This is a genomic window from Streptomyces asoensis (genome assembly GCF_013085465.1).
Taxonomy (GTDB): domain Bacteria; phylum Actinomycetota; class Actinomycetes; order Streptomycetales; family Streptomycetaceae; genus Streptomyces; species Streptomyces cacaoi_A.
The window spans coordinates 2,097,796-2,109,919 of record NZ_CP049838.1 but is presented as its reverse complement, the minus strand read 5'-3'; the positions used below and the strand labels follow the sequence as shown (position 1 = coordinate 2,109,919).

The 12,124-nt window shown below is 70.5% G+C and carries 11 protein-coding genes; 10 read left to right on the top strand and 1 reads right to left on the bottom strand.

The window, feature by feature from the left end; genetic code table 11:
• Positions 1–83: 83 nt before the first annotated feature.
• The 4 genes from G9272_RS09340 to nusB all read left to right on the top strand — a co-directional run bounded on the left by G9272_RS09340 (position 84) and on the right by nusB (position 3,152).
• Positions 84–905 carry a Pro-rich N-terminal domain-containing protein gene (locus G9272_RS09340; protein WP_171396110.1) on the top strand — a complete coding sequence of 274 codons (822 nt, stop codon included), beginning with the start codon at positions 84–86 and terminating at the stop codon, positions 903–905.
• A gap of 91 nt (positions 906–996) precedes the next feature.
• Entirely contained in the window at positions 997–2,103 is a 1,107-nt protein-coding gene (locus G9272_RS09335; RefSeq protein ID WP_171396109.1) for an aminopeptidase P family protein, read from the top strand.
• Positions 2,104–2,154: 51 nt separating this feature from the next.
• Positions 2,155–2,721, top strand: a complete 567-nt coding sequence (gene efp, locus G9272_RS09330; RefSeq protein WP_020128856.1) for an elongation factor P — start codon at positions 2,155–2,157, stop codon at positions 2,719–2,721.
• Between the two features lie 2 nt (positions 2,722–2,723).
• Positions 2,724–3,152 carry a transcription antitermination factor NusB gene (gene nusB / locus G9272_RS09325; protein WP_171396108.1) on the top strand — a complete coding sequence of 143 codons (429 nt, stop codon included), beginning with the start codon at positions 2,724–2,726 and terminating at the stop codon, positions 3,150–3,152.
• Between the two features lie 234 nt (positions 3,153–3,386).
• Here nusB and bldD read toward each other — a convergent pair whose 3' ends face one another.
• Positions 3,387–3,887, bottom strand: a complete 501-nt coding sequence (gene bldD / locus G9272_RS09320; protein ID WP_020128858.1) for a transcriptional regulator BldD — start codon at positions 3,885–3,887, stop codon at positions 3,387–3,389.
• 240 nt (positions 3,888–4,127) lie between these two features.
• On the opposite strand from bldD, the gene pyrR reads away from it, so the two are divergent.
• The 6 genes from pyrR to carB all read left to right on the top strand — a co-directional run bounded on the left by pyrR (position 4,128) and on the right by carB (position 12,101).
• Entirely contained in the window at positions 4,128–4,712 is a 585-nt protein-coding gene (gene pyrR, locus G9272_RS09315; protein WP_020128859.1) for a bifunctional pyr operon transcriptional regulator/uracil phosphoribosyltransferase PyrR, read from the top strand.
• Positions 4,713–4,807: 95 nt separating this feature from the next.
• Entirely contained in the window at positions 4,808–5,788 is a 981-nt protein-coding gene (locus tag G9272_RS09310; RefSeq protein WP_171396107.1) for an aspartate carbamoyltransferase catalytic subunit, read from the top strand.
• Between the two features lie 5 nt (positions 5,789–5,793).
• On the top strand, positions 5,794–7,080 hold the full coding sequence (locus tag G9272_RS09305; RefSeq protein ID WP_171396106.1) for a dihydroorotase: 1,287 nt from the start codon (positions 5,794–5,796) through the stop codon (positions 7,078–7,080).
• On the top strand, positions 7,077–7,658 hold the full coding sequence (locus tag G9272_RS09300) for a PH-like domain-containing protein (protein ID WP_171396105.1): 582 nt from the start codon (positions 7,077–7,079) through the stop codon (positions 7,656–7,658). Before G9272_RS09305 ends, G9272_RS09300 begins: the two co-directional genes overlap by 4 nt.
• Positions 7,655–8,797 carry a glutamine-hydrolyzing carbamoyl-phosphate synthase small subunit gene (gene carA / locus G9272_RS09295; protein WP_171396104.1) on the top strand — a complete coding sequence of 381 codons (1,143 nt, stop codon included), beginning with the start codon at positions 7,655–7,657 and terminating at the stop codon, positions 8,795–8,797. The genes G9272_RS09300 and carA overlap by 4 nt, the downstream gene beginning before the upstream one ends.
• A complete protein-coding gene (gene carB / locus G9272_RS09290) occupies positions 8,790–12,101 on the top strand; it encodes a carbamoyl-phosphate synthase large subunit (RefSeq protein ID WP_171396103.1) in 3,312 nt (1,103 codons plus the stop codon). The genes carA and carB overlap by 8 nt, the downstream gene beginning before the upstream one ends.
• The last annotated feature ends 23 nt before the right edge of the window (positions 12,102–12,124 follow it).

The following is a 12,124-nucleotide window of genomic DNA, read 5'->3' as shown; positions in this document are numbered from 1 at the left end:
GGCGGTACCGTTCAGTAGCGAAGAGGGGGTCCGCACCCCTCACAACCAGCGCCCATTGCCTGTACGAGACGGAGTGGCACCGGATGCAGCACGCAGTGGGTTCTCCGCTGCCGCCGCCCCACCAGCCGGGCGGCGCCCCCCAGCAGCAGCCGGGGTACCTCGGCGCCCCCTCGGGCCCGGTGCCGCCCGCGCCCCAGCCGCCGGTCCCGCCCGTGCCGCCCCCGCCCGCCCCGCAGCACGCACCGGTGCCGCAGGGCACCGACACCACCGGGCATGTCCCGCTGCCGCCGGGCGGCCCCGTTCCCATGCCCAGCGCGCCGCCCGCCCCCATCGTCCCCGACCCGACGGCCACGACGCTGGCCGTGCTGCTGATCGGCCCGGCGGGCGCCGGGAAGACGAGCGTCGCAAAGTTCTGGGCCGACCACCGCCGGGTGCCCACGGCCCATGTCAGCCTCGACGACGTACGGGAATGGGTCCGCTCGGGCTTCGCCGACCCGCAGTCGGGGTGGAACGACCATTCCGAGGCCCAGTACCGCCTGGCCCGACGCACCTGTGGCTTCGCCGCGCGCAACTTCCTGGCCAACGGCATCTCGTGCATCCTGGACGACGCGATCTTCCCCGACCGCCCGGCCGTGGGCCTGGGCGGCTGGAAACGGCATGTGGGCCCGGGCCTGCTGCCCGTCGTCCTCCTGCCCGGCCTTGAAGTCGTCCTGGAGCGCAACGCCGCACGCTCCGGCAACCGCCGCCTCACCGACGAGGAGGTTGCCCGTATCCACGGCCGCATGGCCGGCTGGTACGGATCCGGCCTCCCCATCATCGACAACTCCCAACTGGACGTCCCGACGACGGCGAGGGTCCTGGACGACGTGCTGGCGAGGGCGATCGCGAGCCCGCCGAAGTGGTAGAGCGCTCCCGAGCGCTCCGGTCCGACCCGGACCGTTCCCCCGAACGCCCTCCCAACCGGCACAATCCGGCCACTCCTCCTACGCTCGTGTCATGTCAGAGGTCTACGCGTCCCGCCGCACCCGGCTGAGAGAACGCTGCAACGCGAGCGGCAGCGCCACCGCGCTGATCTCCCGCCCCGCCAACGTGAGATACCTCGCGGGCGCGGCCCCGCGCGGCGCCGTCCTGCTACTGGGCAGACGTGAGGATCTTCTCGTCTGCACGGGCCCGCCCGACGACCGCCCGAGCGAGGGCCGGCCGGACGAGGCCCTGCGGGTCCATTGCCTTCGCCGCCCCGGAGGCGATCCGGCGGTGGCCGCCGCCGATCTCCTCGTGGGCGAGGGCGGCGACTCCCTCGCGGTGGAGGAGCATCACCTCACCGTGGCCCGCCACCGCGAACTGCGGTCCGTCGCGCCCGGGCTGCGCCTCGCCGACCTGGGCGGCGCGGTCGAACAGCTGAGGGTGGTGAAGGACGAGGAGGAGATCTCCTGTCTGCGGATCGGCGCCGAGATCGCCGACCAGGCCCTGGGAGAGCTGCTGGAGTCCATCCTGGTGGGCCGTACGGAACGGCATCTCGCCCTCGAACTGGAACGGCGTCTCGTCGATCACGGTGCCGACGGCCCCGCCTTCGCCACTTCGGTCGCCACTGGCCCGAACTCCGGCCGGCGCGGCCACCGGCCCACCGACCGGCGCGTCGAGGAGGGCGACTTCCTCTCCGTCTGCCTGGGGGCGAGCTACCGCGGCTACCGCTGTGAGATCGGCCGTACCTTCGTGATCGGCACGTCCCCCGCCGACTGGCAGATCGAGCTGTACGACCTCGTCTTCGCTGCCCAGCGGGCCGGACGCGAGGCCCTGGCACCCGGCGCAGCCTTCCGGGACGTGGACCGCGCGGCCCGCCAGATCCTGGACTCCGCGGGGCACTCCGAGGGCCTCCAGGAGCTCACCGGGCACGGTGTCGGACTCGAAATCGAAGAGGACCCGCAGTTGTCTCCCGCGGCCATGGGTAAACTGGACGCTTGCGTGCCGGTCACCGTCGAACCGGGGGTCCACCTCCCGGGCCGGGGCGGTGTCCGGATCGATGACACGCTCGTCGTGCGCCCCGAGGCGGACGGCGGACCCGAGCTACTCACCATCACGACCAAGGAGCTGCTCGCCCTCTAGGCAGGTGCGTGCACCGGGGTCGTCCACGTCAGTCCAGGAGATTCCGCAACCGTGGCTTCCACGAACGACCTCAAGAACGGCCTGGTGCTCAAGCTCGAAGGCGGCCAGCTCTGGTCCGTCGTCGAGTTCCAGCACGTCAAGCCCGGCAAGGGCCCGGCCTTCGTGCGCACCAAGCTGAAGAACGTGCTTTCCGGCAAGGTCGTCGACAAGACGTTCAACGCCGGCGTCAAGGTCGAGACGGCCACTGTCGACAAGCGCGACATGCAGTTCTCGTACATGGACGGCGAGTACTTCGTCTTCATGGACATGGAGACCTACGACCAGCTGATGGTCGACCGCAAGGCCGTCGGCGACGCCGCCAACTTCCTGATCGAGGGCTTCACGGCCACCGTGGCGCAGCACGAGGGCGAGGTGCTCTTCGTAGAGCTGCCGGCCGCCGTCGAGCTCGTCGTGCAGGAGACCGAGCCGGGCCTCCAGGGGGACCGCTCCACCGGTGGCACCAAGCCCGCCACCCTGGAGACCGGTCACCAGATCAACGTCCCGCTCTTCATCACCACCGGTGAGAAGATCAAGGTCGACACCCGCACCAGCGACTACCTCGGCCGGGTGAACAGCTAACCGTGGCTGCCCGCAACACGGCCCGCAAGCGCGCCTTCCAGATCCTCTTCGAGGGCGACCAGCGCGGAGTCGACGTCCTGACAGTCCTCGCGGACTGGATCCGGCTCTCCCGGGCCGACACCCGGCAGCCGCCGGTGAGCGAGTACACGATGCAGCTGGTCGAGGGCTACGCCGGGTACGCGCGTCGCATCGACGAGCTGATCTCGCAGTACTCGGTCGGCTGGACGCTGGACCGGATGCCGGTCGTCGACCGCAACATCCTGCGTCTCGGCGCCTACGAGCTGATCTGGGTCGACGAGACCCCGGACGCGGTCGTCCTCGACGAGATGGTGCAGCTGGCGAAGGAGTTCTCCACGGACGAGTCGCCGTCGTTCGTCAACGGCCTGCTCGGCCGACTCAAGGAGCTCAAGCCGTCTCTGCGTCGCGAATAGCGAACAGTTCCGCAGGGAGAGCCGGGGAACGGGGCCGTAGGAGGCCTGCGAGCCCTCTGTGGCTCGTCGCGTGGTTCCCCGCGCCCCTCGGGGCGCGAAACATGCCGGAGGGCCCACAGCGCACGCTGTGGGCCCTCCGGCATGTACCGACCAAAAAGCCGGGGTGGCCGGAACCATCAGGTTCCGGCCACCCCGGCGGCACGTTTCTGCTGAGCTCTGCCGGGCCGCTGTGGCTCAGCCCTCCTCGTGGGAGACCGCGCGACGCGCGTCCGCGTCCAGGACGCCCCAGCTGATCAGCTGCTCGGTCAGGACCGAGGGGGACTGGTCGTAGATGACGGCGAGCGTGCGCAGGTCGTCCTGGCGGATCGACAGCACCTTGCCGTTGTAGTCACCGCGCTGCGACTGGATGGTGGCCGCGTACCGCTGAAGGGGACCCGCCTTCTCGACCGGCACGTGGGCCAGTCGCTCCAGGTCCAGGACCAGCTTCGGCGGCGGCTCGGCGGCGCCGCCCGGAGTGGTGCCCGGCAGCAGCTCCTGCACGGGAACGCCGTAGAAGTCCGCCAGCTCGGCAAGGCGCTGCACGGTCACGGCGCGGTCGCCGCGCTCGTACGAACCGACCACGACCGCCTTCCAGCGTCCCTGGGACTTCTCCTCGACACCGTGGAGGGAAAGGCCCTGCTGGGTGCGGATCGCCCGGAGCTTGGCCCCGAGCTGTTTGGCGTATTCGCTGGACATATAGCTCCCCGGCACTGGGTCGACGCGGCACGAGCCGCGTGCTGGTAACTCACTGTGAGGTTACGCAGCGTGATTCTTCTGAGTCAAGCCGAATGGTCCACACCGACGCTTCCGTGGTATCGCCGGCCGATTACGCCAAGGGGGTGATCGGGGTGGTGTCCCGGCCTGCTACCGTGGATGGCGCAAATCCGACGTCCTTTAAGGTCCGTCCCGTGAGGCGGAGAAGGAGGTCCGTTTCTTATGGACAAGCAGGACATTCAGCAGGACTCCCGGCAAGCCGATGCGCGGCCCGTTCTCGAAGGCCCCGACATCGCGCGTGTGCTGACGCGCATCGCCCACGAGATCGTCGAACGCGCCAAGGGCGCCGACGACGTGGTGCTGCTCGGCATTCCGACCCGTGGCGTCTTCCTCGCCCAGCGGCTCGCCGCCAAGCTCGAGCAGATCACCGACCGCAGGATTCCGGTCGGCTCCCTCGACATCACCATGTACCGCGACGACCTGCGCATGCACCCGCCGCGTGCGCTGGCCCGCACCGAGATCCCCGGTGACGGCCTGGACGGCAAGCTGGTCGTCCTCGTCGACGACGTGCTCTTCTCCGGCCGCACCATCCGCGCCGCCCTCGACGCCCTGAACGACCTCGGGCGACCGCGCGCGGTCCAGCTCGCGGTCCTCGTCGACCGCGGCCACCGGGAACTGCCCATCCGCGCCGACTACGTCGGCAAGAACCTCCCCACGTCGTTGCGGGAGACGGTCAAGGTCCAGCTCGCCGAGGAGGACGGTCGCGACACCGTGCTGCTCGGTGTGAAGCCGGCCGCCCAGCAGTAGCACGCGCGCGTGCGGCCCTCGGTGCCGTGCGCCTCACAGCCGTGCCCTGCACGCCCGTGATCTCCCCACCTGAACTGCCTTACGGAGCCTGACAGATGCAGCGTCATCTCATCTCGGCCGCCGACCTCACCCGCGACGACGCCGTCCTGATCCTCGACACCGCCGAGGAGATGGCCCGGGTCGCCGACCGGCCCATCAAGAAACTGCCGACCCTGCGCGGCCGCACGATCGTCAACCTCTTCTTCGAGGACTCCACGCGCACGCGTATCTCCTTCGAGGCCGCCGAGAAGCGCCTCTCCGCGGACGTCATCAACTTCTCCGCCAAGGGGTCGTCGGTGTCGAAGGGCGAGTCCCTGAAGGACACCGCGCAGACGCTGGAGGCCATGGGCGTCGACGCGGTCGTCATCCGGCACGGCGCCTCCGGGGCGCCCTACCGCCTGGCCACCTCCGGCTGGATCGACGCGGTCGTCGTCAACGCAGGCGACGGCACCCACCAGCACCCCACCCAGGCCCTCCTGGACGCCTTCACCATGCGCCGCCGGCTGGTCGGCCGGGACGCCGGGATCGGCCAGGACCTCTCCGGCAAGCGCATCACGATCGTCGGCGACGTGCTGCACAGCCGGGTCGCCCGCTCCAACGTCGACCTGCTGCACACGCTCGGCGCCGAGGTCACCCTGGTCGCCCCGCCCACCCTGGTGCCGGTCGGCATCGAGACCTGGCCGTGCGAGGTGTCGTACGACCTCGACAGCACGCTGCCCAAGTCCGACGCGGTGATGATGCTGCGGGTGCAGCGCGAGCGGATGAACGCCGCGTTCTTCCCGACCGAGCGCGAGTACTCGCGGCGCTACGGCCTCGACGGCGACCGCATGGCGCGGATGCCCGAGCACGCCATCGTCATGCACCCCGGCCCGATGGTCCGCGGCATGGAGATCACCGCCGAGGTCGCCGACTCCGAGCGCTGCACCGTCGTCGAACAGGTCGCCAACGGCGTGTCCATCCGGATGGCCGTCCTCTACCTGCTCCTGGGCGGCAACGAGCCCGCCGTCAGCCACGCCCGCACCACCGAGGAGAAGTAAGAACCATGAGCAAGATCCTGATCCGTGGTGCGAAGGTGCTCGGCGGTGAGCCGCAGGACGTCCTGATCGACGGCGCGGTCATCGAGGCCGTCGGCGCGGGGCTGTCCGCCGAGGGCGCCGAGGTCGTCGAGGCCGGCGGCAAGGTGCTGCTGCCGGGCCTGGTCGACCTGCACACCCATCTGCGCGAGCCGGGCCGCGAGGACTCCGAGACGGTGCTCACGGGCACCCGCGCGGCCGCTTCCGGCGGCTACACGGCCGTGTTCGCCATGGCCAACACCTTCCCCGTGGCCGACACCGCAGGTGTGGTCGAGCAGGTCTACCGGCTCGGGCAGGAGCACGGCTACTGCGACGTGCAGCCCATCGGCGCGGTCACGGTCGGCCTGGAGGGCCGCAAGCTCGCCGAGCTGGGCGCCATGCACGAGTCGGCGGCCGGAGTCACCGTCTTCTCCGACGACGGCAAGTGCGTCGACGACGCCGTGATCATGCGCCGGGCCCTGGAGTACGTGAAGGCCTTCGGCGGGGTCGTCGCCCAGCACGCGCAGGAGCCGCGGCTGACCGAGGGCGCCCAGATGAACGAGGGCGTCGTCTCCGCCGAGCTGGGGCTCGGGGGCTGGCCGGCGGTGGCCGAGGAGTCGATCATCGCCCGGGACGTCCTGCTCGCCGAGCACGTCGGCTCCCGGGTCCACATCTGCCACCTCTCCACCGCCGGGTCGGTCGAGATCGTCCGCTGGGCCAAGTCCCGCGGCATCGACGTCACCGCCGAGGTCACCCCGCACCACCTGCTGCTCACCGACGAGCTGGTGCGCAGCTACGACCCGGTCTACAAGGTGAACCCGCCGCTGCGCACCGAGCGGGACGTGCGCGCCCTGCGCGAGGCGCTCGCCGACGGCACCATCGACATCGTCGCCACCGACCACGCCCCGCACCCGCACGAGGACAAGGACTGCGAGTGGGCCGCCGCCGCCATGGGCATGGTCGGCCTGGAGACCGCGCTGTCGGTGGTCCAGGAGACGATGGTGGAGACGGGCCTGCTGGACTGGGCCGGGGTCGCGAGCCGGATGTCGTTCAAGCCCGCCCAGATCGGGCAGGCCAAGGGCCACGGGCGTCCCGTCTCGGCAGGTGAGCCCGCCAACCTCACGCTCGTCGACACGGAATACCGTGGGTCGGTGGACCCCGCGGGCTTCGCCTCGCGCAGCCGGAACACCCCGTACGAGGGGCGTGAGCTGCCGGGCCGTGTCACGCACACGTGGCTCCGGGGCAAGGCCACGCTCGTCGACGGGAAGCTCACGTGACATCTGCTGCACTACTGCTCGCGGCCGAGAAGGAATCGGCCGAAGTGACCGACTGGGCCGCGCGGATCGGCTGGGTGGTCGGTCTCGGCCTCTTCGTCGCGCTCGTCTACTGGCTGATGCGCGAGGGCTGGAAGTGGCGCGGCACGCTCCAGGGCGACCTGCCCGAGCTCCCCACCGCGCCGGACGACCCCGGCCCGGTGAGACTGGGCATGAACGGCCGCTACCACGGCTCCACCACGGCCGGGCAGTGGCTCGACCGCATCGTGGCGCACGGCCTGGGCACCCGCAGCCGGGTCGAGCTCACCCTGACGGCAGCGGGACTGGACGTCGTACGCCCCGGCGCGACCGACTTCTTCGTCCCGGTCGCCGCACTGCGCGAGGCCCGGCTCGACAAGGGCATCGCCGGCAAGGTCCTCACCGAGGGCGGACTGCTGGTGGTGACCTGGGCGCACGGCGACAAACTGCTCGACTCCGGCTTCCGCTCGGACCACGCGGCCGAGCACGGCGAGTGGGTCGACGCCATCAACTCCATGATCGACAAGACCGAGAACCCGACGGAAACGGAAGGCGCACGATGACGACCTCCACCAGGGGAACCACCAAGGTTCCCGCCGTACTCGTCCTGGAGGACGGCCGGATCTTCCGCGGCCGTGCCTACGGGGCCGTGGGGGAGACCTTCGGCGAAGCGGTGTTCTCCACCGGCATGACCGGCTACCAGGAGACCCTGACCGACCCGTCGTACGACCGCCAGATCGTCGTCGCGACCGCCCCGCAGATCGGCAACACCGGCTGGAACGACGAGGACGACGAGTCGGGCCGCATCTGGGTCTCCGGCTACGTCGTGCGCGACCCCGCACGCGTGCCCTCCAACTGGCGCGCCAAGCGCTCCCTGGACGACGAGCTCGTCGCGCAGAACGTCGTCGGCATCTCCGGCATCGACACCCGCGCGCTCACCCGCCACCTCCGCGAGAGCGGCTCGATGCGCGCCGGCATCTTCTCCGGCGAGGCGGTCCGCTCGGAGACCGAGCTCCTCGCGCGCGTGCAGGCCCAGCCGCACATGAAGGGCGCGAGCCTCTACGAGGAGGTCGCCACCAAGGAGGCCTACGTCGTCCCGGCGGTCGGCGAGAAGCGGTTCACCGTCGCCGCCATCGACCTCGGCATCAAGGGCATGACCCCGCACCGCATGGCCGAGCGCGGCATCGAGGTGCACGTGCTCCCGGCGACGGCCTCGGCGGCGGAGGTGTACGCGGTCAACCCCGACGGCGTGTTCTTCTCCAACGGCCCGGGCGACCCGGCCACAGCAGACGGTCCGGTCGCCCTGATGACCGAGGTGCTGGAGCGCAGGACGCCGCTCTTCGGCATCTGCTTCGGCAACCAGATCCTCGGCCGCGCCCTCGGCTTCGGCACCTACAAGCTGAAGTACGGCCACCGCGGCATCAACCAGCCGGTCCAGGACCGTACGACCGGAAAGGTCGAGGTCACCGCGCACAACCACGGGTTCGCCGTGGACGCGCCGCTCGACCAGGTCAGCGAGACGAAGTTCGGCCGCGCCGAGGTCTCGCACGTTTGCCTCAACGACGACGTCGTGGAGGGGCTCCAGCTGCTCGACCAGCCCGCCTTCTCCGTCCAGTACCACCCCGAAGCGGCAGCGGGCCCCCACGACGCCGCCTACCTGTTCGACCGCTTCGTATCCCTGATGGAGGGCCAGCGTGCCTAAGCGCACCGATATCCAGTCCGTCCTGGTCATCGGCTCCGGCCCGATCGTCATCGGTCAGGCCGCCGAGTTCGACTACTCCGGCACCCAGGCGTGCCGCATCCTGCGCGCCGAGGGCCTCCGGGTCGTCCTGGTCAACTCCAACCCGGCGACGATCATGACCGACCCGGAGATCGCCGACGCGACCTACGTCGAGCCGATCACCCCGGAGTTCGTCGAGAAGATCATCGCCAAGGAGCGCCCCGACGCGCTGCTGCCCACCCTGGGCGGCCAGACGGCCCTCAACACGGCGATCTCGCTCGCCGAGAACGGCGTCCTGGAGAAGTACGGCGTCGAGCTGATCGGCGCCAACGTCGAGGCCATCAACAAGGGCGAGGACCGCGACCTCTTCAAGGGCGTCGTGGAAGCCGTCCGCGCGAAGATCGGGCACGGCGAGTCCGCCCGCTCGGTCATCTGCCACACCATGGACGAGGTCGTCGCAGGCGTCGAGACGCTCGGCGGCGGCTACCCGGTCGTCGTGCGCCCCTCCTTCACCATGGGCGGCGCCGGCTCCGGCTTCGCCCACGACGAGGAGGAGCTGCGCCGCATCGCCGGCCAGGGCCTGACGCTCTCGCCGACCACCGAGGTGCTCCTGGAGGAGTCCATCCTCGGCTGGAAGGAGTACGAGCTGGAGCTGATGCGCGACAAGCACGACAACGTCGTGGTCGTCTGCTCCATCGAGAACTTCGACCCCATGGGCGTGCACACCGGCGACTCGATCACCGTCGCCCCGGCGATGACGCTGACCGACCGCGAGTACCAGACCCTGCGCGACATCGGCATCGCCGTGATCCGCGAGGTCGGCGTGGACACCGGCGGCTGCAACATCCAGTTCGCGGTGAACCCCGAGGACGGCCGCGTCATCGTCATCGAGATGAACCCGCGCGTGTCGCGTTCCTCGGCCCTCGCCTCCAAGGCCACCGGCTTCCCGATCGCCAAGATCGCGGCCAAGCTCGCCGTCGGCTACACCCTCGACGAGATCCCGAACGACATCACGCAGGAGACCCCGGCCTCTTTCGAGCCGACGCTCGACTACGTGGTCGTCAAGGCCCCGCGCTTCGCCTTCGAGAAGTTCCCGAGCGCCGACTCCACGCTGACCACGACCATGAAGTCGGTCGGCGAGGCCATGGCCATCGGCCGCAACTTCACCGAGGCCTTCCAGAAGGCGCTGCGCTCGCTGGAGAAGAAGGGCAGCCAGTTCACGTTCGTCGGCGAGCCCGGCGACAAGGACGAGCTGCTGCGGGAGGCCGTACGGCCCACCGACGGCCGTATCAACACCGTCATGCAGGCCATCCGCGCGGGCGCCACGCCCGAGGAGGTCTTCGCGTTCACGAAGATCGACCCCTGGTTCGTCGACCAGCTCTTCCTCATCAAGGAGACCGCCGACGAGCTGGCCGCCGCCGACCGCCTGGACGTCGAGCTGCTCGCCGAGGCCAAGCGGCACGGCTTCTCGGACCAGCAGATCGCCGAGATCCGCGGGCTGCGCGAGGACGTCGTCCGTGAGGTCCGTCACACGCTGGGCATCCGCCCGGTCTACAAGACGGTCGACACCTGCGCCGCCGAGTTCGCCGCGAAGACGCCGTACTTCTACTCCTCCTACGACGAGGAGAGCGAGGTCGCGCCCCGCGAGAAGCCCGCGGTGATCATCCTGGGCTCCGGCCCGAACCGCATCGGCCAGGGCATCGAGTTCGACTACTCCTGCGTCCACGCCTCCTTCGCGCTGTCGGACGCCGGGTACGAGACCGTGATGGTCAACTGCAACCCCGAGACCGTCTCCACCGACTACGACACCTCCGACCGCCTGTACTTCGAGCCGCTGACCCTCGAGGACGTGCTGGAGATCGTCCACGCCGAGTCGCTGGCCGGCCCGATCGCCGGCGTGATCGTGCAGCTCGGCGGCCAGACCCCGCTGGGCCTGGCGCAGTCGCTGAAGGACAACGGCGTGCCGATCGTGGGCACGCCGCCCGAGGCGATCCACGCGGCCGAGGACCGGGGTGCCTTCGGGCGGGTGCTCGCCGAGGCCGGTCTGCCGGCCCCGAAGCACGGCACGGCCACGACCTTCGCCGAGGCCAAGGCCATCGCGGACGAGATCGGCTACCCGGTCCTGGTGCGGCCGTCGTACGTGCTCGGCGGCCGGGGCATGGAGATCGTCTACGACGAGACCCGGCTGTCGTCCTACATCGCCGAGTCGACCGAGATCAGCCCCACCCGGCCGGTCCTCGTCGACCGCTTCCTCGACGACGCCATCGAGATCGACGTCGACGCGCTCTACGACGGCGAGGAGCTGTACCTCGGCGGCGTCATGGAGCACATCGAGGAGGCCGGCATCCACTCCGGCGACTCGGCGTGCGCCCTGCCCCCGATCACCCTGGGCGGCTTCGACATCAAGCGCCTGCGGGCCTCCACCGAGGCGATCGCCAAGGGCGTCGGTGTGCGCGGTCTGATCAACATCCAGTTCGCGATGGCGGGCGACATCCTCTACGTCCTGGAGGCCAACCCGCGCGCGTCCCGTACGGTCCCCTTCACCTCGAAGGCGACCGCGGTGCCGCTGGCGAAGGCCGCCGCCCGGATCTCGCTGGGCGCGACCGTCGCCGAGCTGCGCGCCGAGGGGCTGCTCCCGGCGACCGGCGACGGCGGTGAGCTGCCGCTGGACGCGCCGATCTCCGTCAAGGAGGCCGTGATGCCGTGGACCCGCTTCCGGGACACCTCCGGCCGCGGTGTCGACACCGTGCTCGGCCCCGAGATGCGCTCCACCGGCGAGGTCATGGGCATCGACTCCGTCTTCGGCACGGCGTACGCCAAGTCGCAGGCGGGCGCCTACGGCCCGCTGCCCACCAAGGGCCGCGCGTTCATCTCGGTCGCCAACCGCGACAAGCGCTCGATGATCTTCCCGGCCCGTGAGCTGGTCGGCCACGGCTTCGAGCTGCTCGCCACCTCCGGCACCGCCGAGGTCCTCAAGCGCAACGGCATCAACGCCACCGTCGTGCGCAAGCAGTCCGAGGGCACCGGCCCGAACGGCGAGAAGACCATCGTCCAGCTCATCCACGACGGCGAGGTCGACCTCATCGTCAACACCCCGTACGGCACCGGCGGCCGCCTCGACGGCTACGAGATCCGTACGGCGGCCGTGGCGCGGTCCGTGCCGTGCCTGACGACGGTCCAGGCGCTCGCCGCCGCCGTCCAGGGCATCGACGCCCTCAACCACGGGGACGTGGGCGTCCGCTCGCTCCAAGAACACGCGGCACACCTGACCGCGGCCCGCGACTAGCAGCCCTCAGGGGGACACCGGAA